This window comes from Mycobacterium paragordonae, assembly GCF_003614435.1.
GTDB classification, from domain to species: Bacteria; Actinomycetota; Actinomycetes; order Mycobacteriales; family Mycobacteriaceae; genus Mycobacterium; species Mycobacterium paragordonae.
Map to the genome: position 1 here is coordinate 6,383,478 of NZ_CP025546.1, position 18,369 is coordinate 6,401,846.

Sequence of the window (18,369 nt, forward strand, 5' to 3'; positions counted from 1 at the left end):
GCACAACCCGGCATCAGGTTGCCAACGGCCACCGCCGGGTATGCCGTAGCAACCATGAATTCGCCTCCCGAGCCCCGCGAACTTCGAGAAGCGCTGCGCGGCGCGGTGTCGGCGCTCAAAGAGCACGGCCCCCCGTTCGCGCTCGCGGGCAGCTACGCACTGTGGGCATACGGCGCCCCCGAACCGACCCATGACGTCGACATCGTGGTGGCCGAGGCGGACGTGCCGGCGGCGGCCACCACCCTCGGCAAAGCCGGATTCCGAATCGAACGTCCGCCGGAGGACTGGCTGTTCAAGGCCCACTTCGGCGAGACGGTCGTCGATGTCCTGCACCGGGTCAACGGCGTGACGGTGACTGCGGATGCGCTGGACTGTGCCGAGCAGCGTGTGGTGCTGGCCCTCCTGATCCCGGTGCTGCCGCCCACCACGGTGTTCATCCAGAAACTCCGCGCCCTCACCGAGCACTACTGCGATTTCGCCAAACTGATTCCGGCCGCGCGCGCCATCCGGGAGCAACTGGACTGGGATCGCATCGCTGCCGAAACGGCGGACAACGATTTCGCGGCGGCTTTCCTGGTGTTGGCCGGACGGCTGGGCCTCACCGAGTAAATCCGGCGAATGCGGGTATCTCCCAGCACCATGGACCCGCAACCGAGTCGTGGACTCCGCCGTGACCAGGACCTCGAAGACGTGGTCGACGAACTCCAGCAGAACGTTACCGACGAACGCCGGGAGCAGGACGTGCCCGGCAACGCGACCGAGCGTGCAGAGGCTCCGGTGCACGGATCGGAGGACGAACCTCCGGACTGATCAGTGGTTCCGGAGCTTTTGAACCAGTTTGTCCTTCGTCAGACTCGAATACCCGGACATCCCCAGCTCTTTGGCCCGCTTCTTCAGCTCCGGAACGGTCCAGTCCGCATACGATCCGGACTTGCCGCCCTTGCGCGCGACCTTGGACTTACCCTGTCCAGCGGCCGCATTCGAGATCCGCGCGGCCTTCTCCTTCGAGTCGCCCTTCTTGCGCAAGTCCTCGTAAAGCTTCTCGTTCTTGATGGACGAATTCGGCACAGCTGCCACCTCCTACGATGTCTCCGCAGCCAGAGTGCCCGGTTGATCCCTGCTCAAACCGCCTTTCCGGTCGGCGAAATGATCTGCCGGACGGGGTTTTTGACGCGGTCGGGAACGAATCGTTCCGCCAGCGACGTCATGGCTTCGGTTGCCCTGGCCGCGATGCCCTGCGGACCAGCGCGGCGCGGAAGCACTGCATTGCGTCCGACGTGCACCGCGGGAGCGTCGGAGCGGGCCCAGAGCCCCGGCCCGCCGACATCGCCGTCGGGCGTCGCCTGATTAATGACGTTTCAGCACTAGCCGCGGGCATGGCGAGCCGAATACCCTTGTCGTGATTCACCAAACGGTTCTCTCCGCCGAGTTTTTGCTCGTTTCAGGTGGGTACGACAGAGGCAATGCATGTGAGCAACGGAGGCAATGACCTCGCCGGCGTGGTCGCGATCAGCGCTTCCGCAGGAGGCGTCGAAGCGCTGACCCAGTTGGCGGCCGGGCTGTCGACGGATCTGCCATATACGTTCCTCATCGCACTACATTTGCCGAAGCCAGCAGATGCCCTGTTTCCCACACTGCCGGCCACTGCGGCCAACGCCGGGCTACTGGATTATCAGGTCACCGCGGCAGACGTCGGAACGATACTCGGCGAGTTGCCGCAGCGTGAGATCGACGAGACCGACCCGGACCCCGACACGGCGCTCAACCTGGAACACCGTTTCGCCATGGCGGCAGGTCACGGTCCGATGCATCGGCGCTACACGCAGTTCGCCGATGAGACAGAACAGGCGCTGGCCGTACTGAGCGAGCGACGCGGCGGTGTGCCTACCCACTCGGGCGCCGTCGGTGACTAGCTGTGGTCGCTCCATCGTCATCGCCACGGATCGCCATGGCGACTCAGCCGTCCTGCGTGCCGACGGCGTGCTGGACAGCTCAACCTACCGGAGTCTGCGTGACAGCGTGATCAACGCGGCGCTGGACGAGCCCCAGGCGGTGATTGTCGACGTGGACCGGCTGGCCGTGCCGTCCCCGTCGGCCTGGTCAGTGTTCACCAGCGCGCGCTGGCACGTCAACATCTGGCCGGATGTAGCGATCATGTTGGTAGCCAGTGACATTCGTGACCGCCGGGCCATCGCCCGCTGTGGCGTGGCCCGATACGTGCCGGTACACCCGACCTGCCACGCCGCCCTGCTTGCCGCTGACGTCGTCAGCTGGCACAGCCGTCGCCGGGGACGTGCTGAGCTGCCGCGCAGCCGGGCCGGCATCCGCCTGGCCCGCGCCATGATCGACGGATGGCTCACCGCCTGGTCATGTGACCGGCTGATACCGGTGGCCAGCACCGTCGCGACGGTTTTCATCGAGAACGTGCTGGAACACACCGACAGCGCACCGGTCTTGATAGTGGAAACCTGCCAAGACACCGTGACGGTCGCCGTCGAGGATGGTAGTCATCGACCGGCGGGCAGGCACGAAGACGCCGGCAGCGGCGCCGACATCGTTTCCGGCCTGGCCATCGTCTCGGTCTTGTGCCGCGCCTGGGGCAGCACGCCGACATCATCCGGCAAAACGGTGTGGGCGCTGGTGGGTTCCGAAAATCGGCTCGAAGCCCGCGGGTAGTGTTCGAATTATTCGGCAACGCTAGCCGCCAGAGCCGCTCGAGCGGGTCAACGGTCGCTACCTGTTCCACAAGAGCTGCGCCGGGCCGTCATATTCGGCCGCAACGACCTTGTGAAGGACGCGCCCATCTCCCGCGTGGACCTGCTGGGGTGTCGAACACGCTGATGCGTTGACCGCGCTTGATTTCGGCTGCCGATTGACGACGTGCGGCCGCTGATCGGTAATGCGTTCGTCGATCCCGACAGTGCAGGCCAGACGGTGGTGGAGGCAGTCAACAGGCGCGGCCGTCCGACTCGCGTTGGGGTGCGGTGCACGTCGTTTCCCGACCCAGACGGAGGTGTCGGCGGATCGCTGCTGTTATTGGAGGTCCTGCCTGATAACGGCTAATCAACGCCTAATTTCCGGCAGATCCGACCCCCGCACGCCCTGTCCAGTAAGCGAATCGCTTGCTCCAAGCCGTTTGCCTGGTGCGCGACCCGGTAACCCAACCATGCGTGAGGATCGCCATTGTCTGGGGCGACGACGTCTGCGCTGGCAACCAGGATCTCGTCGGAGATGAATTAGAGAACGATTTCGGAAGACTCAGCGCGGCGCTGGCCGCCCATGGCCACACCGTGACGAGCCACCCTCGTGACGGCGTCGGTGCGCTCGCGCCGGTTTCCCCGGCAAAGGTGCTGCCGTTCGTCGGCGACTGGGCCGCCACGTTGTACCGTCAGTGGTCCAGCGAACCGCCGGACGTCGTGCACAGCTTCGGATGGCTGGGCGGACTGGCCGCACAACTGGCGGCCCGCCGCAATCACTTGATCACCGTGCAGAGCTTCTACGGCCTGGCCGCAACAATTTCCGGCGCGCGCAACGGACGGTCCGCAGATTCCGAACGGGCTCGCCTCGAACCGCTGCTGATCCGCGGCGCCGCCTGGGTGACGGCCGGCAGCAGCGCGGAACTCGATGTGATCACAAGATTGCGCCGCAATCGGGCCCGTACCTCTGTCCTGTCGACCGGGATCGACGTCGAACGCTACGCCTGCACCGATCCCACCTGGCTGGACAACGGTACCCACCGGATAGTGCAGGTTGCGCCGAACCTGCAGCCCTGCAATGGATTCGACAAGACCATCCAAGTACTACCGCACGTGCCGGACAGTGAACTCGTGATCGCGGAGACGTCCGTCAATGATGCCCGCAACAAGCGCGAGCGGACCAAGCTCAAGCGCATGGCCACCGAATTGGGCGTGAGCAGCCGCGTCCACTTCGCGGGTTGCGTTGCCTCCGAGGATATTCCGCCGCTGCTCTGGTCCGCCGACGTGGTGGCCTGCACTCCCCGGCTGGCGCCGCGCGCCACCTCGGCGTTGCAGGCCATGGCCGCCGGACGGGTCGTCGTCGGAACGGCCGTCGGGGCTTTGATGGACACTGTCGTCGGGAACGTCACCGGCCTGCTGGTGTCCCCGACCAAGCCGCACGAACTGGCCGGAGCATTGAAAACGATGCAGCAGCAGCGTTTTCAGCGTCAGAGCATGGGTTCGGCCGGTCGCTCCCGGGTGATGTCACGTTTCACCTGGGACCGCATCGCCCAAGACGCTTTGAGCATCTATCACCAGGCGAGTCACGCCAAAGTCAGCGCCATAGCCTAGGACAAAGAAACCATGACCACAGCGCCCTATCAGGTAGACACCGAAGACCGGTCGGAGAGTCGCGCGCCGGAGGCGGTCCGGTACGCGAAGTTCCACACCGCCGACTCCGATGCGGCGAAACGCTTCTTCGCCGAGGCCTATCACCCGGGGTGGCGGGCTACCAGTCTGACCAATGGCTCGTCGGTCACCCACCAACGCTTCGAGTCCGAGGCGGTCACCATTGACGAGGTGCTGATCGAGGGCCGGGTGGGTTGCGAAATCCGCAGCACCGATGCAGTGGTGGTGGTCCATCCCCGCGCCGGCTCGCTGACGCTGGCCGGCGACCCAGGCACCAGGATGGACACTCCGGCGATCGCCGCCGACGGTCTGCCGTGCGCCATCCAGGCGAATACGGCGCGGTTTCATGTCGTGCGGATGGATCTGCGGCACCTTACCCAGGTCGCGGCGGACAAGACTGGGCCGCTGCCCCAACAGATCCGCTTCACCAGTTGCCGCCCCCGCTCGATGGCGGTCTCCCACACCTGGACCCAGGCGCTGGATTACGTCATCGCGAGCTATTCCTATGCCGAGACCGCTCGCCAGCCACTAGTCGTCAACGCGGCAGCTCACCTGCTCGGCGCCGCGTTGCTCGAGTGTTTTTCCTCCAACATGAGCGACGGGCAGGACCTGCTACGCAATCCGTCGGTGCCACCGACCTTGAAAGGCGCGATTTCCTTCGTTCACCGGCACGCCGGAGACGGCATCGGGGTCAACGACGTCGCCGACGCGCTGCGGATGACCTCCCGCGCGGTGCAGTATCTGTTCCGGCAGCACCTGGACACCACACCCACCGAGTACCTGCGCCGGGTGCGACTGCACCGCGCGCATCAGGAACTGATCAACAGTGACCGGTCCACCACTACCGTCAGCGAAGTCGCCCACCGATGGAGCTTCGCCCACACGGGCCGGTTCGCGGCCCTGTATCGCAAGACCTACGGCCAGAGCCCGCACGCCACGCTGCAACAGTGAGGGCGCTACAAACCCTCGCGGGTACGGAGTAGCCGGTCGACCCGGTCGGCCGCGTTGTCGTGCACGACGTCCTGAGCGGTGATCTCGTCCACGACCCGCTCGGCGATGTCGCGCAGCTTGACATTCGACTCCTGCGACAGCTTCACCAGCAGGTCGAACGCCGACTCGGCGTTGACCCCGTAGCGAAGCATGAGGATTCCCATCGCCTGATTGATCACCGCGCGCCTCGAATCGACGGCCAGCAACGCCTCACTCAGGTGCTTCTGCAGGTCAGCATCGAACTGATCGGTGATGTCGATGTAGAACCCACCGATGCCCAGCAGTCGCCCGTCCGGGCCGCCGAACCGGTCCCCCACCACAACAACCACATGCGTTTCGCCGCGGGTGTCGACGATTCGATGTCTGCTGCTGAACGGGGCGCCGTGCCGGCGCACCTGCTCGATGAGCTCAGGAACTGTCGGTTTGTCGTCGGGGTGCTTGTGTTTGATCAGCAACTGGGATGTCGGCTGCACGGAACCCGGCTCGTAGCCGTGCATCCGTGCCACCTCTTCCGACCACTCCCAGCGGTCCTCACGGGCCAGGTAGCGAAATCTCCCCACCAGTGGCCACCGGCGACCCCTCTTTCGCCGCGAATCTGCGCACACCGGGACCATAATATTCCGACCCGCGCTCCACGGCTGACTTTCGGTCTCGGCCCGATTCGCTTTCTGGATAAGATCCGGAAAGCGAAATTCGTTGGACTAGGCCGTTTTGGCCAGGTCCGATGACCGGGTCTTCCTGTCGCCCTTGGCAATTCGGCGAATCATCTCCCGGGTGGCCTTCTCCAGCACGCCTTGCGCGACGTCGGGGCGATCAGCGCGCGCCGCGCGCCGCACCGCCGCAGCGATGGTGACACCCTCGCGGTAACCGCTGACCACCCGAGGATCCACGTAGGAACTGCGAGCTACCGCGGGTGTGTTGCCCAACTCCTCGGAGACCTCCCGCATCACCGCCGCCTCGACTCGCTTGGCGACCCGCTGTGACACCGCCGGGTCGGCATCGGCGAAGGCCGTCGCGGCCAGCACGGTGCCGTGCCACGTCCGCAGATCCTTCACGCTGTAGTCGGAGCCGACCAACTCCTTGAACCGGGCGTTGAGGTCGTCGCTGTGCACGTCGACCCATTCGGAACCGTTGCGCCACACCAAGAATCGGCCGGCGCTGCAGTCGGTCCGGCGCAACAGCGCCCGCACTGCCCGCACCACCTCGGCATTCTCGATCTCATACTGGCGCTGCACCCCGCTCTTGGCGGGATAGTCGAAGGCCACCGCATCGCGGCGCAGCGTCACATGCTCACATAGCAGGGTGGCCAGTCCGTACGACTCGTTCTCTTCGGCGTACTGCTCGCCACCGGCACGGAAATAGCCCAGGTCAAGCAGGTGCAGGCCCAGCGCGAGAACGCGGTCGCGGGTCAGGCCCCGCCCCGCCAGGTCGCGGGCGATCCGCTCGCGCCAGCCCGGCAGCTCCTTGGACAGCTCCAGCACCCGATCGAATTTCTCTTCCGCCCGTTCCTCCTGCCATCTCTGGTGGTAGAGGTACTGGCGACGGCCCGCCGCGTCGGTGCCGACGGCCTGAATATGTCCGTTGGCGTACGGCGCGATCCACACCTTCTTCCACGCCGGCGGGATGACCAGGTCCTTGATCCGCTGCAACGCGTCGGCATCGGTCAATCGCTCCCCGTCGGGGCCGTAATACGCGAAACCCTTGCCACGGCGTTTGCGCGTGACGCCCGGCTTGGTTAAAACACTGCGGCGCAGCCGCATCGAAGTCCTCCGCTGTCCCCGACGTCGCGTCGGCTGAACGGTGGATAACCCGCTCAACGAGGGCTCACACCTGCCGGCCGCGGGTTCGTAGCAGCAGCGGCACAAACAGCCACGAGACCGCGAACAGCGCCAGCGCACACGCACCGGCGATGAGCCCGGCCGCAACGCCGGCCACCGAGTCGAAGATCAGCACCGTTACGCCGGTCAGCGCGAGGCCCAGCAGCAGCAGTCCGCCGTAGGCACAGCGGTGCGCCGCCGACACCAGGACCGCGATGCGATGCCGGCGGAACAGCAGGCGGTGCAGGCCCACCGGTGCGATCAAGAAGACGGTGGCGGCCACCGAGCATCCGACCGTCGCCAGGTACACGATCCGCATGTCCTTCCCCAGCACCTCGAAGCGGGCCTGGAACGGCAACGTCAGCAGAAAGCCGGTGAGCAGCTGGACACCGGTCTGCACCACCCGTAATTCCTGCAGCAGGCTTGCCCAGTTGCGGTCAAGCCGTTCGAGTTCTGTTTCTCCCCGCTCGCGGTGATCCCACTGCTGATCCCGTTCCGGATGATCGACATCCATTTCGTGATCATTGCACCTGGCAGATACGGAACGACCCGCCACTCCGTTGTGGCGGGTCGTTGCGTCGTGACCGGAAAATCAGCCGGCCATGAATTCCTGGTAGGCCGACTCCAGGTTCTGCGGCAGCGCCGACACGTTGCACTGACGTTCGGTGTCGCCGATCGGCGCCAGGATCCCCCGCAGGTCGTAGTACTCGTTGGGGTGCGAGGTGAAGTAGCCGCGAAGGTTGGCGGCGGCTTCCCCGCGCGGCTGCCCGTACGCCGCGGTGACCACCTGGTTGGCGCCCGGGTGGCCGGCGAGGTACTGCTCGGCCGCCCCCCGCGCCGACATGACGGTGGAGTTAACGCCTTCGGGGCTGCAGTCGGGGGCCGCAGCGGCCGACGGCGCGCCGGCGATACCCAAGGCGAGTCCCCCGAGCAGACAACCGGCGCTGATACCGGCAATGCGGCGGCGAGCGACGATACTGCTGAATTTCATGATGTTTGTTCCTCCGAATGAGTGAACCGATCGATGGGGTCCCGATCCCCTGAAATCCAAGGTAGCGAAATCGAAAACGGTTCAGCCGACGCTGTTTCCGGCCATGAAACGAATGCCGCGGGCGAATGGCGAAAATGTTGTGACGCATGAAACTCGAGTGGCAAATTCAGCGGCAGACAATCGCAATAGGAGCGGCGCTGACCCGAAACTCTTAGAGAACGCCGGAGTTTCTTAAGGGATCGTGACCTGCATTGTGACGGAAACGTGATCCGCGCAGGCCCCGGCTACCGGCTGAGCTTGCCTTCCCGCACACCGGTCAGGGCGTCGTCCAACGCCGGATACAACGGAAATGTCTTGTCCAGGCCGGTCAGGTGAATCGGCCGTCTGGTCGCTGGTCCGCGCGCCACCACGCCGAACTGAGCGGAATCGCCGAGCTTCTCGTACGTCGCCGCCAGGATTTTCAATCCCACCGACCCGAGGAACTCCACTCCGGACAGATCGATGATCAACGCTTCCGGATGGTCCACCACCACGCCACCGATAGCTTCTTCCAGGGCCGGCGCCGTGACCAGGTCAATTTCACCGCCGATGCTGAGCACGACGATTCCGTCATGGTCTGCGACCGTGGCGGTGATCGAATCAGGAGCTGACAACTGGCGATCCTTCAGTCCGGGCCTCACGAGTGGCAAGTGTGCTGCAAGCCTAACCTGCCGTGCGTACCGTAAGAAGTAGAAGACCTCAACACGTCCTGCGTCTTCGCTCAAGCTACTCTCCCCTTAGCGGCCCCCGGAGGGCCCGGAGGGGTTGGAGGGGCACATGTCAGATTCGCCGTCAGAATCCAGCAGCACCGGTAACAGCGTCTCCTCCGAAGGTTTGCTGCCGCAGCTGGTGCAGCACCTCCGGCGGAACCGGACCGCGCTGCGCGAAGAATGGGCCCGCCGGATCACCGAGGCGGAACTGTTGACCGCGATGACGCCGGAGGAGATCTTCTCCGAGGCGACCGCCGTCTACGACAACTACGTGGAGGTGCTCGAGACCGGCAGCGTCGAGGCGCTGCAGGACTATGCGCGCGACCTCTCCGAGCGCATCATCCCGCGGGGTGTGGAGACCGACGAGGTGCTCGGCATCGTGCTGCTGCTGCGCGACGTGCTGGCGCGCTCGCTGTTCGAGAAGTACCAGGCCGAATTCGACATGCTCAACCGGGTGCTGGACGCTTACGAGCCGGCGGCCAACCGCATCGCCAACACCGTGGGCGTCAGCTTCGTGCAGGAACGCGAACGCATCATCCGCCAGCAGCAGGAGGCCATCCGCGAGCTGTCCACGCCGGTGCTGCAGGTGCGCGAACAGCTGCTGATTCTGCCGATCATCGGTGTGCTGGACAGTCAGCGTGCCCGGCAGGTCACCGAGCAACTGCTGCGCGCCATCCGCGCCAACCGCGCCAAGGTGGTCGTCATCGACATCACCGGTGTGCCCACCATCGACTCCACGGTGGCCAACCACCTGGTGCAGACGGTCGACGCCTCGGGACTGATGGGCGCGAGCGTCATCATCACCGGCCTGTCCTCCGAGATCGCGCTGACCCTGGTGACCATCGGGCTGGACCTGTCGAAGATGAACGCCGTCGGCGACCTGCAGGGTGGCATCGAAGAGGCCGAGCGGCTGCTCGGTTACGAAGTCACCCGCACCGGCGAGTAAGTCGGCATCCGGCCCATGCCCGTACCGATCCTCAAGCAGGGCGCGATCTTGATCGCGACCGTCCAGGCCGCCCTGACCGACTCCGACACCGAGCGGCTGCGCGAAGACCTGATGGAGCGGGTCAGCCGGTTCCGCGCGCAGGGCATCGTCGTCGACGTGACCGCCATCGACGTGATGGATTCGTTCGCGGCCCGGTCACTGCGGACGATTGCGCACATGACCCGGTTGCGTGGGGCGACCACGGTGATCGTGGGTCTGCAGCCGGAAGTGGCGTTCGCCATGGTGCAACTCGGGCTGGCTTTCGACGACATGAGCACCGCGCTCGACCTCGAAGAGGGCATAGCGCTGCTCAACAGGCAATTGGGGCTGGGGCTAGGGCTGGGCAGATCGACGATCGGGCGCGACGGTGGCGGGTGAGACCGTGGTCGCCATCAACACCTCCGACGACATCGTCGCCGCCCGCAAAGCCGGTCATCAACTCGCCCTCGATCTAGGGTTCTCCCTGACCGACGTCACGATGATCGCCACCGCGATCTCCGAGATCGCCCGCAACATCACCAGCTATGCCGGCCACGGCGAGGTCCGCGTCGCCGTCGCCGATCGGGAGGGACGCAAGGCGCTGGTGGTGCGGGCCCAGGACGAAGGTCCCGGCATCGCCGACATCGACCGCGCGATGGAAGACGGCTACACCACCGGGCGCGGCCTGGGCATGGGACTGCCGGGAGCGCGGCGGTTGATGGATCGCTTGATCGTCGAGTCTTCGCTGGGGCGCGGAACGGTCATCGAGATGTGGAAATGGGTTCCGGCCCGTGCCTGACCGCGCCCGGTCGGCGGGTCGGTTCGGTCCGATCGAGTGGGCGACGGCGAGTCGCCCCCGTCCGGGTGAGCAACTGTGCGGCGACCAGGCTGTCGCGGTGGATGTCGACGGCGCGGCCGCATTGTTCGGTGTGCTGGACGGTCTGGGGCACGGACCCGCCGCGGCCGGCGCCGCGGTCGCGGGCGTAGAGGCACTCGCGAACGCCCGGAAGGAGCGGCTCGAGGTGCTGGTTGCGCTCAGTCACCGAGTGCTGACCGGCACCCGGGGTGCCGCAATGTCGCTGGCCCGCATCGATTTTGAGACGAGCAAGCTGAGCTGGACCGGGATCGGCAACGTCCGGGCCAACCTGGTGGCCAAGAGTGTCGGCGGCGTCCAGGTCCGGTCCAGCGCCCGGCTGGTAGGCGGCATCGTCGGTTACCGGATCCCGGAAACCCGTCCGGCGCAGGTTGTTTCGATGCGCACCGGTGACCTGCTGCTGATCACCAGCGACGGCATCTCCGAGGACTACCTGGATCACCTCGACTTCGCCGCGTCGGCTGTCGACATCGCCGAACAGGTATTGGCCAAGCACGCCAAGGAAACCGACGACGCCATGGTGCTGGCCGCCCGTCACCGGGGTATCTCGACATGACGTACACCGATGAGTTCCACGATCAATACCGGGCCGCGCTGCTCGGCTATCTCGAGACGCGCAACGAGGACAGCCTGACGGTCGGACACGAGCTCGGGCGCCGGGCTCTGCAGGAACAGATCAGCATGCTCGACATCATCGAGAACACATTCTGGCTGCTCGACGACCTCTCGAGGACAGCGCCGGTCGACCGCGGCACGGCACTGGAATTCGTGCTACAGACCTTGGCGCCGCTGGACGTCGCGACCCGCGGATTCATCGACGGCACAAGGCGATACGCGCAGGAACGGGCCCGCGCCGAAGACCTGGCCGACCGGGACAGGTTCCGCACGGCGCTGGTGAACTCGTTGCAGGAGGGATTCTTCGTCGCCGACGAGCACGGTGCGGTGCTCGAGGTCAACAACGCCTTCGCCGACATTCTCGGATACGGCGAAGACGGCTTGCCGTACACGTGGCCGCAGCCGTGGCTGGTGGACCGAGAAGGCACCTACGCCGAGCAGCAGCGGGTCCGCGAACAGGGCAGTGCCGAATACGAGATTCCGGTCCGTCACCAGGACGGCCACCTGGCCTGGGTGGCGGTCAGCATCAACGCGGTTCGCGGGCCCGACGGCGGTCCGGACGTATACGTCGGCACGATCCGCGACGTCACCGCGCGGCGGGCGTTCGCCGCCCGGGAAAGCGCGGTCATGCGCCTGGCCACCTCGGTGAGTGTGGCCAAGAGCGTGGCCGAGGTGCTGGAGATCACCCTGGAGGAGAGCCGCGCCGCGGTCGACGTGCGCCGGGTGGTCGCGGTGATGTGGCCGTCCGGAGACGGCGAACCGACCGTCGTGGTCGCCGGCGATCCGCCCGAATCAAATTGGCGCACAATGGCTGCCGAACTGCGCGGGATCTTCCAGGACGCCCGCCACCAGCTGCCCCTGACCGCCAAGACCGTCGAGTGGCCAGAGTCGCCCGGCAAGGCCCGGGGTCTGGTCGCCATGCTGTCCGGCGCCGGGGACGTGGCTTTGTGGCTGGAACTCGCTTCGCCACGCTGGGTGAGCGCCGAGGACAAGCTGCTGGTGACGATGCTGATCGGCCATCTGAGTCTGGCCATCCAGCACGTGCGGCAGTTCGAGGCCGCTCGGGTGACGTCGCTGACGCTGCAGCGGGCGATGCTGCCGCCGATGCAGCCGCCCCCGGGTTTCGCGGTGCGGTACGAGCCCGCGGTCCCGCCGTTGGAGATCGGCGGTGACTGGTACGACGTATTGCCGATCGACGAGACCAGGATCGGCGTCGTAGTCGGCGACTGCGTGGGCCGGGGGTTGCCGGCGGCGGCGATCATGGGCCAGTTGCGCAGTTCCGCGCGGGCCCTGCTGCTCACCGGGGCGAAGCCGGCCGTGCTGCTCGAACAACTCGACGCCGCCGCGTCGCTGATTCCGGACGCGTACTGCACGACCGTGTTCCTGGCGATCATCGACACCGAATCCGGCGTGCTCGAATACAGCAACGCCGGTCACATGCCGGCCGTACTGGTCAAGACAGAGGCGGGGACGCCCACCGCGACGTTGCTGCTCACCGATGCCAGTTCGGTGCCGCTTGCCGTGCGGCGCAATGAGACTCGACCGCAGTCAGCCGAGCTGTTGACGCCGGGTTCGATGCTGATGTGGTTCACCGACGGCCTGGTGGAGCGGCGGCACGAGTCGATCGACGACGGACTCGCCCGGGTCGCCGACGTTCTGACCGACACCGTCGGACTGCCCATCAGCGCCGTCGCGGATGCGGTACTGGACCAGTTGGCGCCGGCTGGAGGTTACGACGACGACGTCGCGATGGTTGTGTACCGGCATCCGCTGGCTCCGCTGCACATCGACACCGTGGCCACCGCGGAGAACCTGGCGCCTATCCGGCGGGCGCTGACTGCCTGGCTGCAGGCCGCCGACGTCCCGGAGTTGCTTGCGGCCGACATTGTGCTGGTGATCAGCGAGGCATGCACCAACTGCGTCGAGCATGCGTACGAGGGCCACGAACTCGGCAACATGCGCCTCGACATGGAGTTGGGTGAGGGGGCGATTCACGCGCAAATCGCCGACTCCGGATCGTGGAAGCCGCCGGCCGTCGACCCCGGTAACGGCGGGCGCGGCCTGCCGCTGATGCGGGTGATGAGCGAGACGATGGACATCGAGAACCGCCCTGATGGCACCACCATTGACATCGTCTTTCGTTTGCCTGACGGCGAGGGGGGTAAAACACCGTGGTGACTCAAACGTCGATCACCGTTGAACCGGCCCTGCCGGCGGCACACGGTCCCCTTTCGACGGCTGTACGCCGCATCCTGACGACTCCGGCCTCGCGGGAGCCATCGGGCATCGGCGCGTCGGTGCGAGATTCCGATCCCTATGGCCTGGACCTGCAACTGGCGCTGTACATGTGCTACGAACTGCACTACCGCGGCTTTGCGTCGGTGGATCCCGAGTGGGAGTGGAATCCGGCCCTGCTGCGGCTGCGAGCGGAATTGGAGCGCGTCTTCCTGGCCGGGGTGCGCCGCGACGTGGGACCCATCGATGCCGACCACACGGCCGCGGCCGAGATGGACGCGCTCGCGATCGAACCGCGCGAAGGCACCGGGCCGTCCTGGTACCTGCGAGACAGCGGGACCTGGGAGCAGATGCGCGAATACTTCGTGCACCGTTCGCTCTATCACCTCAAAGAGGGCGACCCGCATGCATTCGCGATCCCCCGCCTGCTCGGCACCGCCAAGGCGGCGTTCGTCGCGATCGAGTTCGACGAATACGGCGCCGGGCGGGGTCCACACATGCACCAGCAGCTGTTCGCCGACCTGTTGCACGCCGCGGAACTGGACTCGACCTACCTGGCGTATCTGGACGCGGTGCCGGCCGAAGCACTGGCGGCGGTGAACCTGATGTCGCTGTTCGGGCTGCACCGGCGGTTGCGTGGCGCCGCGGTGGGGCACTTCGCGTCCACCGAGATCACCTCACCGCCCGGGTCGCGGCGCATGGTCGACGCGTTGCAGCGGATGCAGGCGCCGGCGGCCTGCGCGAACTTCTACCGCGAGCACGTGGAGGCGGACGCGGTACACGAGCACGTGGTCCGGATCGACGTGGTCGGTGACCTGCTGGCCCGTGAGCCTCATCTGGACAGCGATGTGGTGTTCGGCATTCGCGCACACGCGGCGGTCGAAGACCGGCTGGCCGACGTGCTGATGACGTCCTGGCAGCAGGGAAGGTCGTCGCTGCGGCGGCCGCTCTGAGTTCTGCGGCCTTGGGTCAGCGTTCCGCGTGGGTCAGCGTTCCGTGTTAAGTCAGCGTTCCGCGTTGAGTAGGCGCTCGACCTTGGGACCGCGACATCTGCGGTGACTGGTGTCGCACAGCGGGTAGTCCTGGCTGCGCCGGCACGTGCACACCGCCACCATGAAACGGTCGGATTCCACCACGTCGCCGCCAGGTGTCTCGATCCGCGCCGGGCCGGAGACCAGCACCGGCCCGTTCGGTATCACCTGCACGCGAGTCGTACTCACGGTTTGTCTGCCCGAATCACCACGATCTGCTCCCTCCGGCAACCGCGCCCGATGCGACCGGTTTCCTCCAGCCATTGTGCGCGCGCCGTCAATACCGGTCCGAACGGGATCAGCTGTGATGCAACGACATCGGCCGTAAGCCCGGTCTCCCTCAAGGACTGCAACGTCTGTTCGACACCTGCGAGAGCCGAGTGCACCAGCAACAGCGACCCGCCGTCGGCCAGCAGCTTCGACGCCGACCCGCACAACGGGTCCAGCACCAGCCGGCCGTCCGGGCCGGCGTTGTATGCCCGGGACGGGCCCGCGATCGACGCGATCGCGCCGGTATCATCGAGTGGCGGAGTCGGCACGTACGGCGGATTGGAGACCACGACGTCGTAGGGGGCATGGTCCAGGGCCTTTACCCAAGATCCCTGTCGCACATCGACATCCACGCCGGCACCGGCGGCATTGCCGCGGGAATAGCTGACGGCGGACGGGCAGATGTCATAGGCAGTCACACTGGCACAGCCCATTTCGGCCGCCGCGATTGCGATGAATCCCGATCCCGTGCACAAGTCGAGCACCCGCCGCTGCGGAATCAGGCCGGTGCGCCGCATCGTGTCGACGAGCAGGTAGGAGTCGTATTGGGGCTGATAAACCCTTTCGGCGACTGGTGATTCGACTGGCGCTGGGTAAGTGGTCGTCACGGCAAGCCTTTCTCGACCCGTCGGAGGATCATGCCGTGGCGATCACGGCTCGGCGTTTTGATGCCCCCGAAATGGTGCTTTGAAACCGATTTCAGGAGTTTGTCGTTAACTGGACGAACCTGCAGACGCCTGTGCGAATTGCTGCAGAATCGTTGAACAAAAGGCTGATAAGTCCCTTGGCGAGCGACTGGTGATGAGGTTACCGTCGACCACTACTTCCTCGTCGACCACGCGTGCTCCTGCGTTGCGAAGATCGGTGCGGATGCTCGGATACGACGTCAGTTTGCGTCCGGCGACCACGCCCGCTTCCACCAGAGTCCACGGGCCATGACATATTGCGGCAACGGGCTTTCCGGAGTCCACGAAGTCTCGTACGAATGAGACAGCGGACTCGTCCGCGCGCAACTTGTCCGGGTTGACGGTGCCACCGGGCAGCACCAGTCCGTCATAATCCGCGGGGGAAGCATCCGACACCGTGCGGTCGACTTTGATCGTTCCAGCGGGTTCGAGATCGTGATTGCGAGCTTGGATTTCGCCGTCTTTCAACGACACTATGTCAATCTGCGCGCCGGCCTGTTGCAGTGCATCGCGCGGTTGCTCGAGTTCAATCTTCTCTACGCCGTCGGCCGCCAAGATGGCAATTCTTTTGCCTTCCATGGTCATCGGTATCAGCTCCTTACGGATTCAGAACGACTTTTGTGCAGTTGTCCTGCTTGTGTTTGAAAATCTCGTATCCCTGTGGCGCCTGGTTCAGCGGCATATGGTGGCTGATGATCGCCGTCGGATCGATCTCGCCGTTGCGGATCCGCTCGAGCAGAGGCCGCATGTAGCGCTGCACGTGGCACTGTCCGGTCTTGATGGTCAACGAGCGGTTCATCACCGCGCCGATCGGGAACTTGTCCATCATGCCGCCGTAGACGCCGACGATCGAAATGGTGCCGCCGTTGCGACAACTCATCGCCGCTTCCCGAAGTGCATGTGGCCGTTCGGTTTCCAGCCTCGTGGCTTGTTTCACGCGGTCGTAGACGTCTACCACTGTTGACCCGTTGCGGGCTTCCATGCCCACCGCGTCGATACAGTGATCGGGGCCGCGTCCGGCCGTCATTTCGCGCAACTCTTCCAGCACCGACGTTTCCGCGAAGTTCAGCGGCGTCGCGCCCAGTCGCTCGGCCAGGTCCAGTCGATACTGCACCTGGTCGATGACGATCACCTGCGACGCACCGAGCAGGTTCGCACTCACCGCCGCGAACAGGCCGACGGGACCGGCGCCCCACACGGCTACGACGTCGCCGGGTCTGATGTCGCACATCTCGGCACCCATGTAGCCCGTCGGCAGGATGTCGGAGAGAAACAGTGCCTGGTCGTCGGTCAGGTCGTCCGCGACTTTCAGCGGGCCGATGTCGGCGAACGGGACCCGCGCGTATTCTGCTTGCCCACCGGCGAATCCGCCCAACATGTGGGAGTAGCCGAACAGTCCCGCCGGGGAGTGGCCCATCAATTTCTCGGCGATTCCCGCGTTGGGGTTGGAGTTTTCGCAGAGCGAGTACAGGTCGCGGTCACATGCCGAACATGCCCCGCATGCGATGGGGAACGGCACCACCACGCGGTCGCCGACGGCGAGGTTGTCGACGCCTTTGCCGACTTCGACCACCTCGCCCATGAATTCGTGTCCGAGGATGTCGCCGTGTTTGACGGTGGGGATGTAGCCGTCGTAGATGTGCAGATCCGAACCGCAGATCGCGGTCGACGTGACCCGCACGATGGCGTCCCGGTCGTTGAGGATTTTCGGATCCGGAACCGATTGCACCTCAACGCTATTGCGTCCGGCCCAAACTGTAGCCTTCATCGTTGCACCACCTTGCCTGAGGGTTGCGCCGACTGCTGGTGGAGCTGTCGACGGGCGGCTGTGCCGTCCGGGGATCCGTCCGAGCGCAGCACCTGACCCGTCTCCATGATCTGCTTGAAACGCCGGAGGTCGTCGTTGACCTGCTGCTCCGGCGATTCGCCCAGCAGCGTGGCCGCCGCCTTGCCCAGCGCACCGCCGGGCATCTGATAGGCCATCGTGACGCGCACTTCGGTGCCTTTGCTCCGGTGGTCGGGCGTGAACTCGACGCACCCGCTGTTCTCAATTCCCGAGCCCGGCAACGATTGCCAGGCGATCCGCTTACCGGGCAGGTCCTCGACGATCTGCGCGTCCCACTGCACGGACTGCCCGACCGGCGAGTTGGCGATCCAATGTGACTGTCCGTCTTCGGCGGTGGTGACCGACTGCAAGTGATACATGAAGTCGGGCAGGTTTTCCAGATTGCGCCAGAAGCCGTAAACGTATTCCGGACTGCGGTTTACGGTGACGGCGGCGCGCAGCGTGCGGTGCCGCTGACCACCCGAATGGCGGGCGGAGTCGCCGCGGGAGGTCCGCAACGCGGCGTAGAGGTCGGCCCCGCCGATCGCCGTGAGCGCGGCGGCGGTAATGATGCCGCGCCGACGCCGGCCGGGTCCACGACGCATGACACCCGCTGCAAGACAGGCGACGTCAAGAACGTCGCCCGCTACGCGCGTCCACACCAGTTGGTCGGGGCCGGCCAGTAATGCTGCGCCGTGCCCACATTCGCGCATGCCCAGGGCGCGGATCACGGTGCGCGATCGCGCGGTCTCGTCCACGCCGGCCAGCGCGGCTATCTTTCCGGGCGCCAGGATCTCGGATAGACCGAGGCCTAGGCTGGCGACTCCCAAGCCTTTCACCAGCGCCGCGGTCTTACTCGCTGCGGGATCATTCATCAGCCAAACTCCTTGTGTCGCCGCATCATTCCGGCGGTCGTCGGGTGCTGTTCAGGTACTACCCCCGCGCGGGTCGCCCAAAC

23 protein-coding genes are annotated in these 18,369 nt (G+C 65.7%); 12 read left to right on the forward strand and 11 right to left on the reverse strand.

Annotation, left to right across the window (positions count from 1 at the left end; translation table 11 throughout):
* Positions 1–54 precede the first annotated feature (54 nt).
* On the forward strand, positions 55–609 hold the full coding sequence (locus C0J29_RS28550; RefSeq protein ID WP_120794276.1) for a nucleotidyltransferase family protein: 555 nt from the start codon (positions 55–57) through the stop codon (positions 607–609).
* 9 nt (positions 610–618) lie between these two features.
* Positions 619–810 carry a hypothetical protein gene (locus C0J29_RS33025; protein WP_133449933.1) on the forward strand — a complete coding sequence of 64 codons (192 nt, stop codon included), beginning with the start codon at positions 619–621 and terminating at the stop codon, positions 808–810.
* Here C0J29_RS33025 and C0J29_RS28555 read toward each other — a convergent pair whose 3' ends face one another.
* Positions 811–1,068 (reverse strand): DUF7218 family protein, encoded by a 258-nt coding sequence (locus tag C0J29_RS28555; RefSeq protein ID WP_120794277.1) that lies wholly within the window; start codon positions 1,066–1,068, stop codon positions 811–813.
* 395 nt (positions 1,069–1,463) lie between these two features.
* Between C0J29_RS28555 and C0J29_RS28560 the strand changes: the two genes are divergently transcribed.
* From C0J29_RS28560 to C0J29_RS28580, 4 genes are all read left to right on the forward strand, one after another.
* The gene (locus C0J29_RS28560; protein WP_120794278.1) at positions 1,464–1,913 is read left to right on the forward strand and encodes a chemotaxis protein CheB; all 450 of its coding nucleotides are present in this window, start codon (positions 1,464–1,466) and stop codon (positions 1,911–1,913) included.
* The gene (locus C0J29_RS28565; protein ID WP_197748231.1) at positions 1,906–2,676 is read left to right on the forward strand and encodes an STAS domain-containing protein; all 771 of its coding nucleotides are present in this window, start codon (positions 1,906–1,908) and stop codon (positions 2,674–2,676) included. Before C0J29_RS28560 ends, C0J29_RS28565 begins: the two co-directional genes overlap by 8 nt.
* 494 nt (positions 2,677–3,170) lie before the next feature.
* Complete coding sequence (locus C0J29_RS28575) at positions 3,171–4,307, forward strand: glycosyltransferase (protein ID WP_120794280.1); 1,137 nt, start codon at positions 3,171–3,173, stop codon at positions 4,305–4,307.
* A 12-nt stretch (positions 4,308–4,319) separates the two neighbouring features.
* On the forward strand, positions 4,320–5,315 hold the full coding sequence (locus C0J29_RS28580; RefSeq protein ID WP_120794281.1) for a helix-turn-helix transcriptional regulator: 996 nt from the start codon (positions 4,320–4,322) through the stop codon (positions 5,313–5,315).
* A gap of 5 nt (positions 5,316–5,320) precedes the next feature.
* Here C0J29_RS28580 and C0J29_RS28585 read toward each other — a convergent pair whose 3' ends face one another.
* The 5 genes from C0J29_RS28585 to C0J29_RS28605 all read right to left on the reverse strand — a co-directional run bounded on the left by C0J29_RS28585 (position 5,321) and on the right by C0J29_RS28605 (position 8,815).
* Positions 5,321–5,914, reverse strand: a complete 594-nt coding sequence (locus tag C0J29_RS28585; RefSeq protein ID WP_120794282.1) for a PAS and ANTAR domain-containing protein — start codon at positions 5,912–5,914, stop codon at positions 5,321–5,323.
* Positions 5,915–6,055: 141 nt separating this feature from the next.
* Positions 6,056–7,114 carry a DNA topoisomerase IB gene (locus C0J29_RS28590; RefSeq protein ID WP_120794283.1) on the reverse strand — a complete coding sequence of 353 codons (1,059 nt, stop codon included), beginning with the start codon at positions 7,112–7,114 and terminating at the stop codon, positions 6,056–6,058.
* Positions 7,115–7,178: 64 nt separating this feature from the next.
* Positions 7,179–7,685 (reverse strand): DUF6328 family protein, encoded by a 507-nt coding sequence (locus tag C0J29_RS28595; RefSeq protein ID WP_065165893.1) that lies wholly within the window; start codon positions 7,683–7,685, stop codon positions 7,179–7,181.
* 78 nt (positions 7,686–7,763) lie between these two features.
* Entirely contained in the window at positions 7,764–8,162 is a 399-nt protein-coding gene (locus tag C0J29_RS28600) for a heme-binding protein (protein ID WP_065048097.1), read from the reverse strand.
* Positions 8,163–8,446: 284 nt separating this feature from the next.
* On the reverse strand, positions 8,447–8,815 hold the full coding sequence (locus C0J29_RS28605) for an STAS domain-containing protein (protein ID WP_065048099.1): 369 nt from the start codon (positions 8,813–8,815) through the stop codon (positions 8,447–8,449).
* 163 nt (positions 8,816–8,978) lie between these two features.
* Between C0J29_RS28605 and C0J29_RS28610 the strand changes: the two genes are divergently transcribed.
* Genes C0J29_RS28610 through C0J29_RS28635 form a run of 6 tightly spaced genes read left to right on the forward strand, consistent with a single transcriptional unit; the run spans position 8,979 to position 14,552 of the window.
* The gene (locus C0J29_RS28610; protein ID WP_065048101.1) at positions 8,979–9,857 is read left to right on the forward strand and encodes an STAS domain-containing protein; all 879 of its coding nucleotides are present in this window, start codon (positions 8,979–8,981) and stop codon (positions 9,855–9,857) included.
* Between the two features lie 15 nt (positions 9,858–9,872).
* Entirely contained in the window at positions 9,873–10,274 is a 402-nt protein-coding gene (locus tag C0J29_RS28615) for an STAS domain-containing protein (protein WP_120794284.1), read from the forward strand.
* Positions 10,264–10,674 carry an anti-sigma regulatory factor gene (locus tag C0J29_RS28620; RefSeq protein ID WP_065048105.1) on the forward strand — a complete coding sequence of 137 codons (411 nt, stop codon included), beginning with the start codon at positions 10,264–10,266 and terminating at the stop codon, positions 10,672–10,674. Before C0J29_RS28615 ends, C0J29_RS28620 begins: the two co-directional genes overlap by 11 nt.
* Positions 10,675–10,705: 31 nt before the next feature.
* Positions 10,706–11,305, forward strand: a complete 600-nt coding sequence (locus C0J29_RS28625; protein ID WP_065165899.1) for a SpoIIE family protein phosphatase — start codon at positions 10,706–10,708, stop codon at positions 11,303–11,305.
* Positions 11,302–13,542, forward strand: a complete 2,241-nt coding sequence (locus C0J29_RS28630) for a SpoIIE family protein phosphatase (RefSeq protein WP_120794285.1) — start codon at positions 11,302–11,304, stop codon at positions 13,540–13,542. The genes C0J29_RS28625 and C0J29_RS28630 overlap by 4 nt, the downstream gene beginning before the upstream one ends.
* Positions 13,539–14,552: an iron-containing redox enzyme family protein gene (locus C0J29_RS28635; RefSeq protein WP_065048124.1), complete on the forward strand. Its 1,014-nt coding sequence runs from the start codon at positions 13,539–13,541 to the stop codon at positions 14,550–14,552. The genes C0J29_RS28630 and C0J29_RS28635 overlap by 4 nt, the downstream gene beginning before the upstream one ends.
* Before the next feature lie 51 nt (positions 14,553–14,603).
* On the opposite strand, the gene C0J29_RS28640 is transcribed toward C0J29_RS28635, so the two are convergent.
* The 5 genes from C0J29_RS28640 to C0J29_RS28660 all read right to left on the reverse strand — a co-directional run bounded on the left by C0J29_RS28640 (position 14,604) and on the right by C0J29_RS28660 (position 18,286).
* Positions 14,604–14,819: a CDGSH iron-sulfur domain-containing protein gene (locus C0J29_RS28640; RefSeq protein ID WP_082978271.1), complete on the reverse strand. Its 216-nt coding sequence runs from the start codon at positions 14,817–14,819 to the stop codon at positions 14,604–14,606.
* Positions 14,816–15,508 (reverse strand): HemK2/MTQ2 family protein methyltransferase, encoded by a 693-nt coding sequence (locus C0J29_RS28645; protein WP_065048109.1) that lies wholly within the window; start codon positions 15,506–15,508, stop codon positions 14,816–14,818. The genes C0J29_RS28640 and C0J29_RS28645 overlap by 4 nt, the downstream gene beginning before the upstream one ends.
* A gap of 105 nt (positions 15,509–15,613) precedes the next feature.
* Positions 15,614–16,165: a type 1 glutamine amidotransferase domain-containing protein gene (locus C0J29_RS28650; protein WP_065048128.1), complete on the reverse strand. Its 552-nt coding sequence runs from the start codon at positions 16,163–16,165 to the stop codon at positions 15,614–15,616.
* A gap of 19 nt (positions 16,166–16,184) precedes the next feature.
* Entirely contained in the window at positions 16,185–17,354 is a 1,170-nt protein-coding gene (locus C0J29_RS28655; protein ID WP_120794287.1) for a zinc-dependent alcohol dehydrogenase, read from the reverse strand.
* The gene (locus C0J29_RS28660; protein ID WP_120794288.1) at positions 17,351–18,286 is read right to left on the reverse strand and encodes an SRPBCC family protein; all 936 of its coding nucleotides are present in this window, start codon (positions 18,284–18,286) and stop codon (positions 17,351–17,353) included. Before C0J29_RS28660 ends, C0J29_RS28655 begins: the two co-directional genes overlap by 4 nt.
* Positions 18,287–18,369 lie beyond the last annotated feature (83 nt).